The 15,381-nt window shown below is 67.9% G+C and carries 13 protein-coding genes and 3 pseudogenes; 6 read left to right on the top strand and 10 right to left on the bottom strand.

Annotated features, from left to right (window positions below; all coding sequences use genetic code 11):
* Nucleotides 1-7: 7 nt before the first annotated feature.
* From KSF81_RS05190 to KSF81_RS05210, 5 genes and pseudogenes are all read right to left on the bottom strand, one after another.
* Nucleotides 8-976, bottom strand: coding sequence for a tripartite tricarboxylate transporter substrate binding protein (locus KSF81_RS05190; RefSeq protein WP_217378071.1), 969 nt, complete (start codon nucleotides 974-976; stop codon nucleotides 8-10).
* 26 nt (nucleotides 977-1,002) lie between these two features.
* A complete protein-coding gene (locus KSF81_RS05195) occupies nucleotides 1,003-1,818 on the bottom strand; it encodes an aspartate/glutamate racemase family protein (RefSeq protein WP_254453874.1) in 816 nt (271 codons plus the stop codon).
* Nucleotides 1,819-1,886: 68 nt separating this feature from the next.
* The gene (locus KSF81_RS05200) at nucleotides 1,887-2,636 is read right to left on the bottom strand and encodes an SDR family NAD(P)-dependent oxidoreductase (RefSeq protein WP_217378073.1); all 750 of its coding nucleotides are present in this window, start codon (nucleotides 2,634-2,636) and stop codon (nucleotides 1,887-1,889) included.
* Nucleotides 2,633-2,887: an FAD-binding protein gene (locus KSF81_RS05205; protein WP_217378074.1), complete on the bottom strand. Its 255-nt coding sequence runs from the start codon at nucleotides 2,885-2,887 to the stop codon at nucleotides 2,633-2,635. Before KSF81_RS05205 ends, KSF81_RS05200 begins: the two co-directional genes overlap by 4 nt.
* Nucleotides 2,815-4,101, bottom strand: a pseudogene (locus KSF81_RS05210) (FAD-dependent oxidoreductase); the annotation flags it as partial. The gene KSF81_RS05205 and the pseudogene KSF81_RS05210, both read right to left, overlap by 73 nt.
* Before the next feature lie 431 nt (nucleotides 4,102-4,532).
* On the opposite strand from KSF81_RS05210, the gene tnpA reads away from it, so the two are divergent.
* Complete coding sequence (gene tnpA / locus KSF81_RS05215; RefSeq protein ID WP_217378076.1) at nucleotides 4,533-4,925, top strand: IS66-like element accessory protein TnpA; 393 nt, start codon at nucleotides 4,533-4,535, stop codon at nucleotides 4,923-4,925.
* A 30-nt stretch (nucleotides 4,926-4,955) separates the two neighbouring features.
* Here the strand turns inward: tnpA and KSF81_RS29115 are convergent.
* Nucleotides 4,956-5,290: pseudogene (locus tag KSF81_RS29115) on the bottom strand (transposase); the annotation flags it as partial.
* A 222-nt stretch (nucleotides 5,291-5,512) separates the two neighbouring features.
* On the opposite strand from KSF81_RS29115, the gene KSF81_RS05220 reads away from it, so the two are divergent.
* The 5 genes and pseudogenes from KSF81_RS05220 to KSF81_RS05240 all read left to right on the top strand — a co-directional run bounded on the left by KSF81_RS05220 (nucleotide 5,513) and on the right by KSF81_RS05240 (nucleotide 10,919).
* Nucleotides 5,513-6,346: an aspartate/glutamate racemase family protein gene (locus KSF81_RS05220; protein ID WP_217378077.1), complete on the top strand. Its 834-nt coding sequence runs from the start codon at nucleotides 5,513-5,515 to the stop codon at nucleotides 6,344-6,346.
* A 55-nt stretch (nucleotides 6,347-6,401) separates the two neighbouring features.
* Complete coding sequence (locus KSF81_RS05225) at nucleotides 6,402-7,637, top strand: ABC transporter substrate-binding protein (protein WP_217378078.1); 1,236 nt, start codon at nucleotides 6,402-6,404, stop codon at nucleotides 7,635-7,637.
* A 53-nt stretch (nucleotides 7,638-7,690) separates the two neighbouring features.
* Complete coding sequence (locus tag KSF81_RS05230) at nucleotides 7,691-9,487, top strand: NAD(P)/FAD-dependent oxidoreductase (RefSeq protein WP_217378079.1); 1,797 nt, start codon at nucleotides 7,691-7,693, stop codon at nucleotides 9,485-9,487.
* A gap of 395 nt (nucleotides 9,488-9,882) precedes the next feature.
* Nucleotides 9,883-9,930, top strand: a pseudogene (locus tag KSF81_RS31890) (hypothetical protein); the annotation flags it as partial.
* Between the two features lie 161 nt (nucleotides 9,931-10,091).
* Nucleotides 10,092-10,919 (top strand): IS6 family transposase, encoded by an 828-nt coding sequence (locus KSF81_RS05240; RefSeq protein ID WP_217378061.1) that lies wholly within the window; start codon nucleotides 10,092-10,094, stop codon nucleotides 10,917-10,919.
* A 252-nt stretch (nucleotides 10,920-11,171) separates the two neighbouring features.
* On the opposite strand, the gene KSF81_RS05245 is transcribed toward KSF81_RS05240, so the two are convergent.
* Genes KSF81_RS05245 through KSF81_RS05260 form a run of 4 tightly spaced genes read right to left on the bottom strand, consistent with a single transcriptional unit; the run spans nucleotide 11,172 to nucleotide 15,287 of the window.
* Nucleotides 11,172-12,683 carry an amidohydrolase family protein gene (locus tag KSF81_RS05245; protein ID WP_217378082.1) on the bottom strand — a complete coding sequence of 504 codons (1,512 nt, stop codon included), beginning with the start codon at nucleotides 12,681-12,683 and terminating at the stop codon, nucleotides 11,172-11,174.
* A 12-nt stretch (nucleotides 12,684-12,695) separates the two neighbouring features.
* Nucleotides 12,696-13,514, bottom strand: a complete 819-nt coding sequence (locus tag KSF81_RS05250) for an ABC transporter permease (protein ID WP_217378083.1) — start codon at nucleotides 13,512-13,514, stop codon at nucleotides 12,696-12,698.
* 22 nt (nucleotides 13,515-13,536) lie between these two features.
* Nucleotides 13,537-14,304, bottom strand: a complete 768-nt coding sequence (locus KSF81_RS05255; protein ID WP_217378084.1) for an ABC transporter ATP-binding protein — start codon at nucleotides 14,302-14,304, stop codon at nucleotides 13,537-13,539.
* A complete protein-coding gene (locus KSF81_RS05260; RefSeq protein ID WP_254453371.1) occupies nucleotides 14,301-15,287 on the bottom strand; it encodes an ABC transporter substrate-binding protein in 987 nt (328 codons plus the stop codon). The genes KSF81_RS05255 and KSF81_RS05260 overlap by 4 nt, the downstream gene beginning before the upstream one ends.
* Nucleotides 15,288-15,381: the final 94 nt, after the last annotated feature.

The following is a 15,381-nucleotide window of genomic DNA, read 5'->3' on the forward strand; positions in this document are numbered from 1 at the left end:
TCTTTTTCTAATCGGTTGTTATACGTGCGTCGCGGATCAGCGCGCCGGTTTCCTCGAAGCGTCGCGTGATGTAGCTGCGGAACTCCGCCGGGCTGCCGCCCACCGGTTCCACCCCCATGCCGGCGAGTCGCTCGCGCAGCGCGGGCGCGCGCAGGCCCTCATTGACTGCGGCGTTCACCATGGCGATCCTGGCCGTCGGCGTGCCGGCGCGGGCGAAGAGGCCGAACCAGGAGGTGGACTCGTAGTCCGGCACGCCCTCCTCGATCAGCGTCGGCACGCCCGGCAGCAGGGCGGAGCGCTGCCGCGCGCCGATCGCCAGGACCCGCATGTCTCCGGAGGGAATATAAGGCTGCACGGAGGGGTAGTTCTCGAACATCACGTCCACGTGGCCGGCCAGCAGGTCCGTCGCCGCGGGCGCTGTGCCACGATAGGGCACATGGGAAATGTCGACGCCGGCGCGGCGATTGAACAGCTCGCCGCTCAGATGGGCGAAGGAGCCGATGCCGGCCGAGGCGAAGGTCATGCGCCCGGGCTGCGCCTTGGCGCGCTCCACCAGCTCGCGCACCGAGCGGATCTGGCTGTCACGGCGCACCACTACCACGGCGGGGCTGTCGCCGACGAAGACCACCGGCTCGAAGTCGCGCAGCGGATGATATGCGATATGCGGCAGCAGCTGGGGATTGATGGTGACCGGCCCGGGCGTTCCAGCCAGCAGCGTGTAGCCATCCGCCGGCGCCTCCAGCGCGCGCTGCGCGCCGATGGTGCCGCCGGCGCCGGTGATATTCTCCGGCACCACGGACTGGCCGAGCCGATCCGTCAGAAGCTGCGCGCAGGTGCGTGCCAGGATGTCCGTGCTGCCACCCGCCGCGAAGGGGATGATGATGCGCATCGGGCGCGCGGGAAACCGCTCCTGCGCGCGCGCCGCTCCAGGCAGTGCCGCGAGCGCCGCCATCCTGAAGAAATTCCGCCTCAGCATCGTCGTCCCCTCCGACCGTTTCCGCCTCAGGCCGGGCGGTTCGCCACCTGGTCGAGGCCGTAGAAGCTCAGCAGCTCCTTCACCCGCTCGCGCGGCGGCCTGGCCTGGAAGTAGCCGCGGCGACAGGGCGAGACGCCGGTGGCGCGCTTCAGCCCGGCCATCATCTCCGCCACCTTGATCGTCGCCGCGAGCGAGTCCACCACCGGCACGCCATCCACCTCGTTCACGCCACTCTTCGCCAGAAGCAGGCAGAGGGGCGCCTCACCCGGAATGATCACGTCGGCGCCACGTGCGATCAGGGCGCGGGCATCGGCCCGGAAGCGCTCGATCAGCGGAGCCGTATCGCCGGCATAGGCGGTGAGCACATCGTTGAAGCCGAAGCTCACGTCATGCGCGCCGACAAAGCGGGAGGAGAGGCCCATCCGCTCCACATTGCGCTCCACCGTGCCGGCCATGCCACGGATGAACAGCAGCACGCCAATCCGTTGGCCGAGCATCGAGGCCGCCAGCATCGCGCTCTCGCCGTAGCCAACCACCGGGATGTCCACCAGGCTGCGGATCTCCTGCAGCGACGGTTCGGGCAGGGTGGTCAGCGCGAAGGCGTCGAAGCCCTGCTCCTCCGCCGCGATCGCGCCCGTGACGAATTGCTGGCTGTGCAACGTCTGGAAATAGGCGTATTGGATGTCGTTGCCGGGATACTCGGTCTGGTAGGTGCGTGGGTGCATGCCGTGCATCACCACCTCGGTCCCTGGTGCCGCGACACGCGCGAAGTGCTGCTTCAGCGCCTCCGCATAGGGCGGCAGGTTCTGCAGCACGGTGAAGCTGTGGTGCCAGATGCGCATGGTCACTCCCCTTATATCTTGCCGGCCGATCTGCGGCGTCGGGCTGCGCCCTTCGCCGGCAGGACCGCTCAGTCGGCCCACATGCCGCCGTTCACGTCGAGCACTTCGCCGGTGATGAAACCCGCCGAGGGGCCGGCGAGGAAAGCGATCGCCCCCGCCACCTCCTCCGCGCGCCCCATGCGCCCCACCGGGATCAGTGCCCGCAGTGCGGCCGGGAAGTTCGTGGTCATGTCCGAGGCGATCGGGCCTGGCGCCACCGCATTGACGGTGATGCCCTCCGAGGCCACCTCGCGCGCCAGGAAGAAGGTCAGCGCGTGCACGCCGGCCTTGGAGACGCCATAGGCGACGTTGCCGGCGCGATCGAGTTCCGCCTTGTCGAGCCAGGCGCGCGCATTCCCGCCGTTCTTGCCGACAATCGAGCCGATATTGACGATCCGCCCATAGCGGTTCGCCCGCATCGCCGGGATCGCCGCCTGGCAGCAGAGGAAGGTGCCCTTCAGGTTGATATCGAGCACGCGGTCCCACTCCGCTTCGGCCAGCGTCGCGGCCGGGCCGGTGGAGACCACGCCCGCCACGTTCACCAGGATGTCGAGACGACCGAAGCACTCCACACTGCGCGCGACCATCGCGAGGACCTCGTCGCGCCGCGTCACGTCCACCGCCATGGCAAGCGCGCCCGGCGGTGCCGCCGGCTCCTTCACATCGGCCAGCGCCAGCGCGGCACCGGCCTCGGCCAGCGCCGCCGCTGTCGCGCGGCCGATGCCGCCGGCCGCGCCGGTGACCAGCGCGACGCGCCCGGCGAGGGGCTGCGCGCTCAAGCGTTGGGCCGCCGCCGGGCAGCGTCGGTGCCGGCGAGCCGGCCGAACACCAGGCCCTTCAGCACGGAGGTCGCGCCGGTGTAGTTGCCCCAATACATTCCTACCACCTCGCCCGCGGCGTAGAGGCCAGGGATCGGGCGGTCATTCGCGTCTAGCACGCGGGCCTGGCCGTCCACCTTCACCCCACCGAAGGTGAAGACGTTCGAGGAGACGATCGGATAGGCGTGGAAGGGGGGCTCGACCAGCGGCATCGCCCAGTTCGATTTCGGGGGTGGAGACCCTTCGTCGCCAGCCCGTCCAATTCAAGGGGCTTCCACTCGCCCTCCGCGCAGGCGGCGTTGTAGGTCTCGACCGTGGCTTGCAGCGCCTCCGGCCGCAGCCCGATGGCGCGGGCCAGTTCGGCAATGCTCTGCCCCACGACTGGCGGCTTGTCCGTGCGGATGCCGAGCCTGTAATTCGGGATGCGCATGTGCCGCGCATCCAGCACCACCCAGGCGATGCCCTCGGCCTGCTCGTAGATGCGACGCGTCACCCGCTCGTAATACGCATCCACCGTGCCCGGCGCCTCGTCACAGAAGCGGACGCCTTCCTTGTTCACCAGGATGCCGTAGGGGAAGATGAAGACCGAGGGCTCGGCAATGCCGGAACGCGGGTCCACCGGCTCGGCGTGATAGCTGCCGAAGTCGCCGCTGGCCGCCGCGCCGATGTCGAGCGCCATGCGGATGCCCTCGCCGCGGTTGTAGTTCGCGCCCTTGCAGACCGGCCGCAAATAGACCGAGCGTGGGCCGAGATAGCGCGTCAGCATCTCGCCATTGCCCTCGAAGCCGCCGGCGGCCAGCGCCACGGGGCCGCGAAAGCGGCGCAGTCCGCCCTCGGCGCGCGCGACCACCCCGGTGACGCGTCCTTCCTCGTCCTGGATCAGGCTCTGCGCCGTGGTCTCATAGTGGAAGGCGACACCGAGTGTCTCGGCGCGCGCGGCCAGCGCCTCCACCAGCGCGGCGCCGCCGCCGACCGGCAGCAGCCGCGGTTGCGACCTGGTCAGGAATTGGGTAGGCAGGAAGTCGAAGCGGACGCCGAGGCCTTTGAGCCAGGCGATGGTCGGCCCGGCCTCGTCGGCGAAGGTGCCGACCACCTCCGGATCCAGCAGCGCGACGCCACGTGCATGGCCGGCACGATGCTCCGTTCCGCGCGCCACCTCCTGGGCCAGGTCGGGATCAAGATAGGGGGGCGAGCCGTTCTCGGCGAGCATCGCCTCGAAATCGTCGGTCACCTCCGTATGGCTCTTCATGCGGAGATAGGCCTCGGTCCAGCGGGACTGACCGCCCCGCTCCTCGCGCGGCGCGCGTTCCAGCACCGCCACGCGCGCGCCGCCCTCCGCCGCCGCCGTTGCCGCCGAAAGGCCCGCTACGCCGCAGCCGACGACGACAAGATCAAAAACCTCCTGCCTGGTGGATCCTGCCATGGCGACCCTGCCGTTCCCTGTCTGTGTTCGCGGGCAGGGTTCACCGCCTCGCGCCGCAACGCAACCGCTGTGAGCGCCGCGGGCTTAAAAGCACTCTTCACGGTCCGCGAAAGATGGTCAGAGCGGCAGGGCTGAGTACCACATTACGGCAACCGCCGCCCAATCAGCCCGGGCGCAGTGCCAGGGTTCCAAGCGCGCCCATTACCGCCACCCGCATGGTACGTGCCGTGTGGTCGCGCTTGGCCGAGGAGTTGAAGAAGGAGGGCGTGTTCGGCGTCCGGATGCCTGGAAGCGTCCTGGCATCCATGACATCGTTCGGGCCGAATATGTTCGTATCCCTCCGGTAACGGCCGCCTACTGCGGCTGGTGTGAACCTGCCCTGGTTCCAATGAGCGTTCTTTGAAGCGCCGTTAAGGGCGGAAGCGGGTGGCGGGATGGAGATCATCACCGGGGTTGAGCGGCGGCGGCGCTGGCGGCCGGAGGAGAAACAGCGGATCCTGGCCGGACTGGACGAGCCTGGGGTGAAGTTTGCCGAGGCGGCGCGCCGGTACGAGGTCAGCCGTGGCCTGTTGTGGCAGTGGCGGCATGCGCAGAGGCGCGGCACGCTGGTGGCCGAGGAGCCGGCCTTCGTGCCCCTGCGCATTGTGCCGGAACTGCCGCCACCAGAGCCGCAGGGCACATCGGCCGCATCCCCGCCCGCTGCCGATCCAGGACGCGAACCCGACGCCCGCATCGTGATCGTGCTGCCGGACGGCACCGCGGTCCGGGTTCCTGAGGCGATCAGCATCGTGGCCCTGCGGCGCGTGCTGGCGGCGCTGCGCGGATGATCCCGGTCCCCTCTGGTGTCCGGGTCTGCAGGCGACGATCTCGCCGGCGCCGGCGTCCACGGCAAGATGCAGCTTGCGCCAGGACCGGCGCGTCCGGCCGTGCTTCGCCTCATCTCACTCGCCTTGACCGAACAGCTTCAGGCCGGTGCTGTCGATCACCAGGTGCGGCGGGCCGTCCGGGACGACCTTCGGCTGCCCGGCGTGGTCCGCCCTGGCGCTTGCCTCCCGGTCACGGCATCCTCATCGAGCCAGAGCGTCAGGTCACCACGCCGCCGTAGCCCGGCCTCGTAGGCTGGCGAGTTCTGGACCCGGTAGCGGCCCCTTGGGATGCGGTGGCGGCGGGCGGCGTTGTGCTTGAAGGGCATGCCCAAGAGCGTAACGGCTTGGCCGCCACTGGACCACCCGGCCCGGCTCCCTGCACCAACGCCCGGTGAGGGGACACGCTCCGGCCTCACCCTACCCGAAGCCATCAAGGCGGGCGATCGGTGCAACAAGGCGGCGCGCCACAGAGCCGTGCCCAGGCTCTGGTAGCGCAAATTTCTTCTGTTAAGCTCGCAGGGCTAGAATATACGGAAACGCCCAGGACGATGCGCATCTGGCACCAGAGCTTCAGCGATTTGGATCGCGTGCCGCTGTACCGCACGACCTTGCAGCGGCACGCCGCCGATGTCTTGCCCAGCGACACCACTGTCACCCTGCACGGCCTGCGCCCTGGCACCTATGGGCCAGACTTTGCGCCAATCCACGCCATCCGGCATCGCTACCTTGAGTTCCTGAACGAAGCTCAAATATGCGAGGCTGCCCTGGCGGCCGAGCGCGCGGGCTACGATGCCTTCGCTCTCGGCTGCTTCCATGACCCGGCCCTGCGCGAAGTGCGCTCGCTGGTCGACATTCCCTGCGTCGGCCTGTCCGAGACCTGCATGCTGGTCGCCTGCTCGGTGGGGCGGCGCTTCGGAATGGTGACGCTGGAAGAGAACCAGCGTGCCCGGCACGAGGAACTGACGCATGCCTACGGCCTCGCCGCCAGGCTGGCGGGCGTGGTGCCGATGCAGCCGCCGATCGACGAGTACATGCTCGAAGGCGACGACGCTCAGGCGCGGCCCTTGCTCGATGCCTTCACCGCTGCCTGTTACCGTCTGGTGGCAAGGGGCGCCGAGGTGCTCATTCCGGCCGATGGCTTCCTCAACGAGTTCGTCTGGCGCCATGGCGTGCGGCAACTCCATGGCGCGGTCGTGCTGGACGCGCTCGGGACGCTGTTCCACTATGCCAGCTTCATGGCCGGCGCCCGGTCGGCGCTTGGACTCGGCGTCAGCCGGGCAGGGCACTACGCCAGGCCGCTCCCTTCCATGCTGTCCGAAGCCCGCCATCGGGCTGGACTGACGGGCATGGTGGAGAAGGAGTTCTCCGGCCGCGGCGAATGACTCTGCCGGTGCCAGGCAGATAGTTCCGGCGAGAACCAAAGGGAGGAAAGCAAGAATGCGACGTCACCTGTTGGCCGGCATCATGCTGGCCCTTGGCTTGGCCCTAGCGCTGCCGGCGCCAGCTCAGCAACGCCCGCGCGACGCCATCCGGATCGGCGTCATGAGCGACCTCTCGGGCAGCTTCGCGGATGTCGCCGGTCCTGGCTCCGTGGTGGCGGCGCAGATGGCGGTGGAGGATTTCGGTGGGCGCGCCGCCGGCCTGCCGGTGCAGGTCGTCTCGGGCGACCACCAGAGCAAGGCGGATGTCGCCTCGAGCCTCGCCCGCCGCTGGGTGGATACAGACGGCATCGACGCCATCGTCGATCTGCCCAACTCGGCGGTCGCCCTGGCGGTCGGCGAGGTGGTCCGCAACGCCAACCGCGTGGCCCTGGTCACCGCCGCGGTCTCGAGCCGCCTCTCCGGCGATGCCTGCTCGCCCAACCTCATCCATTATTCGCTCGACACCTGGTCGATGTCGAACGTACCGAGCCGCTCCCTGGTCCAGAATGGCGGCAGCACCTGGTTCTACATCACCGCCGACTACGCCTTCGGGCATGACCTCGAGAAGCAGTCCTCCGAGGCCGTGACGCGAGCCGGCGGCCGCGTCCTCGGAGCGGTGCGTCACCCCCTCGGCGCCACCGACTTCTCGTCGGTACTGCTGCAAGCCCAGGCATCGCGGGCACAGGTGGTCGCGCTCGCTAATTCGCAAGCGGACTTCATCAACGCGATGAAGCAGGCGGGCGAGTTCGGGCTGACCCGGCGTGGCCAGCAGGTCGTTGGTCTCGCGGTCTATGTGCCGGATATCGTCGCCCTCGGGCTGGAATCGACCCAGGGCGCGACCATCGCTTCGAACTGGTATTGGGACCTGAACGACCAGACCCGCGCCTTCTCCCGCCGCTTCGCCGAGCACAACGGCGGCAAGATGCCTTCCGCCCTGCAGGCCAATGTCTACGCCGCGGTGACGCACTACCTGCGCGCCGTCGATGCCGAGCACGGCTCGACCGATGGCCGCGCCGTCGTCGCCCGGATGAAGGCCATGCCGACGGAAGATCCACTGTTCGGTCGAGGTTCCATCCGGGCCGACGGCCGGCGTACCAGCCCAGTCTATATGTTCCAGGTGAAGGCGCCGGCGGAATCGCACGGGCGCTACGATGTCTATCGCCTGCTGCGGGAGGTTCCGTTGGAGGAGAGCTACCGTCCCCTCGGGCAGGGGGGCTGCTCGATGGTGCAGGCTGGCAACCCATCCCGCTAATGCTGCTTCAAGCAGATCAAGCTGCGAGAGCGATGCGTCCCGGTGAGGAGATGATGGACGATTTCAACCAGGCCCTGCAGGAGTTCCAGGCCGCGGAACAGGCGCGCCGCACCGTCGTAGACTGGCTCGGCGCCTTCGAGGCAGCGCTGGCCGCTTGCGACGTGGCGCGGGTCGGCGCCCTGTTCCACGATGACTCCCACTGGCGCGATGTGCTGGCCTTCACTTGGGATTTCACGTCCATCGCGGAGCGGGACAGCATTGCTGAACGCCTCGCCGCGGTGCAATCGGCCATTGGCGCGCATGGTTTCCACCTGCCGCGTGGCCGCAAACCGCCGCGGCGGGTGACGCGCCTCGGCATCGACAGCATCGAAGCGATCTTTGAGTTCAGGACCGTGGTTGGCCGCGGTGCCGGTATCGTCCGCCTGTCGGCGCCGCCTGAGTTCGGTGGCGCGATGAAGGCGTGGCTGCTATCGACCACGCTCGAGGCCTTGACCGGCCACGAGGAGAAGACTGGCGCCAACCGGCCGACCGGAGCCGCCTATTCGCGAAATTTCGGCGGCGACAACTGGGCGGATGTGCGCCGCAAGGCCGTGGCCTATGAGGATCGGGAACCCGCCGTTCTGGTAATCGGCGGCGCACAGGCCGGCCTCTCAATTGCCGCCCGCCTCAACCAGCTAGGCGTCGACACGCTCGTCGTCGAGAAATGGCCGCGCATTGGCGATAGCTGGCGGAAGCGCTACCATTCGCTGGCACTGCACAACTCGATCCATCTGAACCACCTCCCCTACCTGGAATTCCCACCGACCTGGCCGAAGTATATCCCGAAAGACATGCTAGGGAGCTGGTTCGAGTTCTACGCCGACGTGCTCGAGATCAACTGCTGGACGGACGCCGAGTTCGTCAGCGGCGCGTGGAACGAAGGCGACAAGTGCTGGACCGCGGTGTTGAGGAGCTCCGACGGGAGCAAGCGCAAGGTCCGGCCGCGGCACCTGGTCTTCGCCAACGGCGTCAGCAGCTATCCTATGATCCCGGATCTTCCTAGCCTGGACGAGTTCGAGGGGCGGGTCATTCATTCCGAAGGCTTCGACAGCGGCGTGGACTGGCAGGGGAAGAACGCGCTCATCCTGGGGACCGGCAGCAGTGCAAACGACATCGCGCTCGATCTGCACAGCCACGGTGTGAACACGACGCTCATCCAGCGCGGCTCCACGACCGTTGTGTCGATCGACCCGAGTGCCAGGCTCAACGAGGCGATTTGGGATGAGGGCGGGGCGCTGGAGGACTGTGACCTGATCGTCGCCTCCGCGCCGCCGCCGATTGTCATCAAGGCTTACAAGGCTGTGACACAGCGCATGCTGGAACTCGACCGGGAGATGATCGCGGGCCTCAAGCGAATCGGCTTCAAGCACGATGTCGGCGAGGACGAGACCGGCCACCAGATGAAATATTTCCGGCGAGGCGGCGGCTATAACCTCGACGCCGGCAGCTCAGCGTTGCTGATCAAGGGCGATCTGGGTCTGCTGCAGTACGATCAAATCGAGCGCTTTAACGCCGACGGCGCGCTGCTGAAGGATGGCTCGACCGTGCCCGCCGACCTCATCGTGCTGGCGACCGGATACTACCCGCAACAGGAACTGGTCCGCCGCGCGCTGGGCGAGGAAATAGTTCAGCGCATCGGACCCGTCTGGGGCATCGGCGAGGATGGCGAGCTGAATAACATGTACAAGCGCACGCCGCAGCAGGGCCTGTGGTTCATCGCCGGAGGCCTGTCGCAGTGCCGGATCAACTCGAAATATCTGGCGCTGCAAATCAAGGCGATGGAAGTTGGCAAGCTAGGCCCGTTGCGGTAGGCGCGACACGTAAGCTGGGCATTGTCCACTACGCACTCTCTGGCTGGAACGAAGTAGCTGGGGCATGCTGGCTGTATGACGTTCGAGCCCGCCACCTACCCCGGATACCGCTTTCCGGCCGAGATCATCAGCTACGCCGTCTGGCTCTACCACGTCTTCGGCCTGAGCTTCCGAGAGGTGGAACTGCTCCTCGCCGAGCGGGGCATCACGGTCAGCCACGAGAGCATTCGCCAGTGGTGCCTCAAGTTCGGCGCTGACTTCGCCCGCAAGGTCCGGCAGCGCCGGCTGGAGCCGGGCGATACCTGGCACCTTGATGAAGTGTTCCTGAAGATTAATGGCGAGCTGCACTTCTCTGGCGCGCCGTGGACCAGCACGGTGTCGTGCTCGACATCCTGGTGCAGGGCCGCCGGAATGCCAGGGCTGCGAAGCGCTTCTTCAAGCGTCTGCTCGCCGGGCTCAAGTACAAGCCCAAGCGCCTCATCACCGATGGCCTGCGCAGCTACGGGGGGTTCTGTCAGGCTTCGCGCCCGCGACGCTTGGTTTGGCCGCCCGGGCAGCGGCGGGTAGGCTCCGGGCCTGCTGAATACTGGCCAGGGTCTCGGGAATGGAATGCGTCTGCTGCGGTTCGTCCGCTGTCACTGAGCGGCCGGACTGCACCGCCCAGGGCTATCGGCGGTTCCGCTGCCGCGATTGCGGGAAGCAGTTCAACGAGCGGAGCGCCGGCCTGCTGAACCGGGCGCAGTACCCGAGCGACGTCATCGCGCTGGTGGTGCTGTGGCGGCTGCGCTACCGCCTGACCCTACGCGACCTCAGCGAGATGTTCCTCCAGCGCGGGATCGTCTTCAGCCATGAAGCTGTGCGCGACTGGGAAGCGAAGCTTGCGCCCATCCTGGCCGGCGAACTCCGGCAGCGGCGGCACGGCAGGGGCGGCCCCCGCAGCCGTCGCTGGCATATCGACGCAACCTACCTGAAGGTGCGGGGACGTTGGTGCTATTTGTATCGCGCCATCGATCGCAATGGTGACCTCGTGGACACGATGCTGAGCGAGCACCGGGACATGGCGGCGGCCCAGGCCTTCTTCCGCTCGGCACAGTCGGCCACCGGCCAAGTCCCCAACCAGGTGACCACGGACGGGCACGGCTCCTACCCGCGAGCCATCCGCAGCACTCTCGGCCGGCGGGTTGTCCATCGCACCAGCGCTTACAAGAACAATAGACTGGAACAAGATCATCGCGGCGTGAAAGGCCGGATCCGATGTATGCGCGGCTTCAAGAGCTTCGATTCAGCGGAGCGGTTCTGCCGCAGCTATGACGAACTCCGCAACTTCCTCCGCCTCCAGAGCCGCCACAACCAGCACGTCCCCGCCAATCGCCGCCGCCTGCTTCACCTCCGTCGTGCCACTGCTGTGCGCGCCATCCTCGAGGCAGCGTAGGCGGAACTCGCCCTCCAACTCGGGAGGTCAGGGTTGGCGTGAGTGCTGACAGAACCCTGCGGGTCTGCCGGGTGGCGAGCGCGGCGGAGGCCACCACAGCACTGGACGAGGTAGTGCGGCAGCATGGTGTGCCCGGATCCATCCGTGTTGACCAGAGCTGCCAGTTCATCTCGCGGGAGTTGGACCTCTGGGCGTATGCGCGAGGCGTGCCCCAGAAGTTGTGTAGTGCCTGGACCAGCCGATGGGGGTCGATCAATTCCTTGGAGCGTCGCAGAGATACCGGCGCAGATGGTAGGGCTGTGCCGCGATAGCGGGACAAAAGCTGGCCACCACCGGTTCCAGCCGTTGATAAAACCCGTGCCATTCGGCGTTCAGCGCCTCCAGCCGCTCCCGCGCCGCCTCAACCTCCGCCGCCAGTTTCGCCAGGTCGATCGTGGTGTGCCTGCCGTCCCGGAAGACGAAACGGCCACCGATCATCACATGCTTTACTGCGGTCCCGTCCTCGGTATGCACGATCTGGTTCGTGGTCCAATTGTGCGGGATCCAGTTCAGCGCGTTCAGATCGAGAAAAACGATGTCGGCCTTCATGTCCGGCGCAACGGCACCGAGACCCCTGAAGCCCAGCGCCTGGGCGGATCCCAGGGTGGCGGCGCGGTAGACCTCCTCGCTGGTGGCCCAGAGGCGCGGATCCGGCCCCTGCACCTTGGAGACCATGGAGGCGTAGCGCATCGCCTCATACATGTTCTGGTTATCGGCACAGCTCGCGCCGTCGGTGCCGATGCCGATATTGACGCCGGCATCCAGCGCCTGGCGCAGGCGGAACATGCCGTTGCCCAGCCGCATGTTGCTGCCCGGGTTGTGTGCCATGGAGGCGCCATGTGCCGCCATGCGCTTCAGGTCGTCATCGTCCAGCCAGACGGCATGCGCCGCGGTGAAGTCTGGGCCGAGCAGGCCGAGCTCATCCAGATGTGCCACCAGGGTCTTGCCGTAGCGCTTCATGCCGGCCACGGCCTGCACCTTGCTCTCGCCGACATGGCTGTGCAGGCCGACGCCGTGCTCCCGCGCCAGCCTGGCACAGCCGCACATGAATTCGTCGGCGCAGTGCAGGGGGATGGTGGGGGCGATGGCGGGCAGGATGTCCTGGCCGGACCAACGCCAGTGCTTCAGGACGTCGCCGATGGCGGAGAGCGTCTGCTGCCAGGGCATCAGCCGAAGGCGTTCCACCTGCCGCTGCAGCGCATCGGGCAGGGCGTCCATCAGGCCCGGGATCGCCTCGTACATGGTGCGGTCGGCGACCATGGGGGCGATGACGGCGCGCATGCCGATCTCGGCATAGGCTTCGGCGGTGGCGTCCAGCCCCTCGCGCGTCGGCAAGGGGAATTCGTAGTAGAGGTCGTAGGCGGCGGTGCAGCCCTTCGCCACCATCTCGGCGGCGCAGATCATCGCGCTCAGCTTCTTGTCCGCGGTGGCGCGGTTGCCGCCGATCCAGGGCGCGGCCGCCAGCAGCAATTCCAGCGTCCACTTGTCGCCCTGGCCCTTGGAAAGGCCGGTATGGCCATGGGTATGCGCGTTGATCAGCCCGGGATGGATTAGCAGCCCATTGGCTTCGATGATCCGGGTGCCCTCGGGGGCGGCGAGGCCGGAGCCGAGTTCACGGATGATCCCGTCCCGGATCAGCACATCCGCCGCTTCGGCGCGGCGCCTGGCCGGATCCGCCAGGCGGGCGCCGCGGATGAGGAGGAAGCCGGGTTCGATGGCAGCCATGGTGGAGATCCCTCAGATACCGGGGGCCGGCGGCTCGGCGCCACTCGACCAGGGGAAGAGCAGGCGCTCGGTCAGCGAGACCGCCTGGAACATCAGGATACCCATGATAGCCAGGGCCACCACCGCGGCGAAGGCGAGCGGCGTGCGGAAGAAGGCCATGGAGGTCTGGATGAGATAGCCAAGGCCGGCATCGGCGCCGACGAATTCCGCCACCACGGCGCCGACCACCGCCAGCGCCGCCGCCACCTTCAGCCCGCCGAAGACGAAGGGGATGGCGAAGGGCAGGCGGATCCGCAACAGCTCCTGCATCCGCCCGGCGCGACAGGCGCGGCCGAGCTCGATCAGCTCCGGCGGCGTCGCCAGCAGGCCGGCCACGGTGCCAACTACCAGCGGGAAGAAGGCGACCAGGAAGGTGACGATGATGCGTGGCAGTTCATTGGCGCCGAGCGCGATGATGAGGATGGGCGCCAGCGCCACCTTCGGGATGGATTGGGTGATGACCAGCAGCGGGTAGATGGCGGCCGAGACGGCGGGGGAGGAGGCGATCAGCATCGCCAGGGGTAGGGAGATGGCAACTGAGGCGAAGAAGCCCCAGAGCACGGTCAGGAAGGTCGCCCAGGCATGCCATAGCAGCAGCGGCCAGGCGGCGATGCTGGCTGAAAAGATGGCGGAGGGCGTCGGCAGCAGGAATTCGCGGATACCGAAGAGGCGGCAGACGGCCTCCCAGATCAGGAACAGCAGAATGACGGCCAGCAGGCCGGGGGCGGCGCCGCGTAGGGCGGCAGGCAGGCGGAAACCGCCACCCGCCGGTCCCGCAGGCCTTTCCTGCATAGCGGGGACAGGCTGGGGCAGGTCAGGCGGCACGGGACAGGCGGTCGCCGTAGATGAGGGCGCGGATGCGCCGGGCACAGTGCTGGAACGTATCGCTGCCCTCCTGCTCGAAGCCGCGCGGGCGGGGCAGGCCAACCTCAATGATGTCGGCAACGCGGCCAGGGCGGGGCGACATCACCACCACGCGGTCGGCCAGCAGCACTGCTTCCGGGATGGAATGGGTCACGAACAGCACCGCCATCTGCCTGCCCTGCCAGATGCGCAGCAATTCCAGGCTCATCTCCTCCCGCGTCAGGGCATCCAGGGCGCCGAAGGGTTCGTCCATCAGCAGCACCCGCGGCTCCTGCAACAGGGCGCGGCAGATCGCCACGCGCTGCTGCATGCCGCCGGAAAGCTCACGCGGCAAGCGGTGCTCGAAGCCGGAAAGGCCGGCGGTGGCCAGCAGGCCGCGGGCGCGATCCTCGGTGGCGGGGCCGGCCCGCTTCATCAGGCGTAGCGGGAAGGTGACGTTGCGCAGCACATCCGCCCAGGGCAGCAGGGTGGGCGCCTGAAAGACCATAGCGGTCTCGGCGCGCGGCCCCTCCACCGGCACGCTGTCCAGCAGGACCCGCCCGGCGCTGGGTGGCACCAGCCCCGCCACCAGCCGCAGCAGGGTGGACTTGCCGCAACCGGAGGCGCCGACGATGGCCACGAATTCCCCCGGCGCGACCCGCAGGGAGACCTCGCGCAGCGCCTCCACCCCGCCTTCCCGGCCGGGGAAGGTCTTGCCGACGCGTTCCAGCCGGATCACGGCAGCAGGCTGGTATCGACCGCCTGGGTGGGGTCCCAGGCCGGGTCCAGTTGCAGGCTCTCCGCCACCACCTTCCAGGTGAAGGCCAGCCGCTCCGGGTCGAAGCGACCGAGGCCGGTCTGCCGCTCATGGTCGTTGAAGACGAAGCCCATGGTGGCGCGGAGCGAGCCTTCGCAGTCGTCCTGCTCCACCTCCGGATTGCGCTGTACATGCAGCTTGCAGGCTTCCGCCTGGTTGGCATTGGCCCATTCGAAGCTCTTCTGCGCCCCGCGCAAGAAGCGGCGCACCAGGTCAGGGTTCTGCTGGATCAGCTCATCTGTTGCAATGAGGGAGGCGGCGTAGATGGCAAAGCCGGTCTCGACGAAGGGCAGGACGACAATCTCCTCCCCCGCCCGGCGCGCCGCCTTGTTTTGGTAGTACCAGTGCATGGAATAGAAGGGCGCGGCATCCACCCGCTTGCTGATCAGCATCGCCGCCATGGCGGAGGCATCGGTATTGACCCAGGTGATGCGGCTCGGGTCCGTGCCGGAGCGGCGGGCGACTTCCGGGAAATACAGGCGGTGGCTGTTGCCGGGGGTGATCGCGATGCGCTTGCCCTCCAGCCCCCGGAAATTGGTGATGCCGGAACTGCGCAGCACGAAGAGCGAGTGCGGCGAATGGGTGTAGACCGCGGATATGGAGCGCACGGGCACGTTCTGCCGGGCGCGCGCCGCCAACACTGCACCGATGTCGGCCACGCCGAACTGTGCGGCGCCTGCCGCAACCTTGTTCACGGTGTCGCCCGAGCCGTAGCCGCGAGTGATCGACAGGACGATGCCCTGTTCGCGCCAGAAGCCGCGGGCGAGGCCGGCGAAATAGGCGGCGTGCTCGCCCGTCGGGATCCAGTCGAGTTGCAGCAGCGCGCGATCCTCCGCGCTCGCGGGCCGGGTGGCGGCAAGAAGCAGCACGCACAATCCGGTCGCGATGGCCTTGCGTACCATCATGGCCTCCCGTCCGCCACGTCCGCGCGGTGTGCGGCACGTTTCGGGCCCGCCCAGGATCAGACGCCGTTTTCGCCCCCGCTGCAAGCTGGATCGG

It is taken from the genome of Siccirubricoccus sp. G192 (genome assembly GCF_019084075.1).
In the GTDB taxonomy this organism is placed as follows: domain Bacteria; phylum Pseudomonadota; class Alphaproteobacteria; order Acetobacterales; family Acetobacteraceae; genus G192.

What these genes read in the sequence shown, in the direction of transcription:
- KSF81_RS05190 (WP_217378071.1), bottom strand. Translation starts at nt 976, where the DNA reads ATGCTGAGGCGGAATTTCTTCAGGATGGCGGCGCTCGCGGCACTGCCT.
- KSF81_RS05195 (WP_254453874.1), bottom strand. Translation starts at nt 1,818, where the DNA reads ATGCGCATCTGGCACCACAGCTTCACCGTGCTGCAGAACCTGCCGCCC.
- KSF81_RS05205 (WP_217378074.1), bottom strand. Translation starts at nt 2,887, where the DNA reads ATGCCGCTGGTCGAGCCCCCCTTCCACGCCTATCCGATCGTCTCCTCG.
- tnpA (WP_217378076.1), top strand. Translation starts at nt 4,533, where the DNA reads ATGGAGATCATCACCGGGGTTGAGCGGCGGCGGCGCTGGCGGCCGGAG.
- KSF81_RS05220 (WP_217378077.1), top strand. Translation starts at nt 5,513, where the DNA reads ATGCGCATCTGGCACCAGAGCTTCAGCGATTTGGATCGCGTGCCGCTG.
- KSF81_RS05225 (WP_217378078.1), top strand. Translation starts at nt 6,402, where the DNA reads ATGCGACGTCACCTGTTGGCCGGCATCATGCTGGCCCTTGGCTTGGCC.
- KSF81_RS05230 (WP_217378079.1), top strand. Translation starts at nt 7,691, where the DNA reads ATGGACGATTTCAACCAGGCCCTGCAGGAGTTCCAGGCCGCGGAACAG.
- KSF81_RS05240 (WP_217378061.1), top strand. Translation starts at nt 10,092, where the DNA reads ATGGAATGCGTCTGCTGCGGTTCGTCCGCTGTCACTGAGCGGCCGGAC.
- KSF81_RS05245 (WP_217378082.1), bottom strand. Translation starts at nt 12,683, where the DNA reads ATGGCTGCCATCGAACCCGGCTTCCTCCTCATCCGCGGCGCCCGCCTG.
- KSF81_RS05250 (WP_217378083.1), bottom strand. Translation starts at nt 13,514, where the DNA reads ATGCAGGAAAGGCCTGCGGGACCGGCGGGTGGCGGTTTCCGCCTGCCT.
- KSF81_RS05260 (WP_254453371.1), bottom strand. Translation starts at nt 15,287, where the DNA reads ATGATGGTACGCAAGGCCATCGCGACCGGATTGTGCGTGCTGCTTCTT.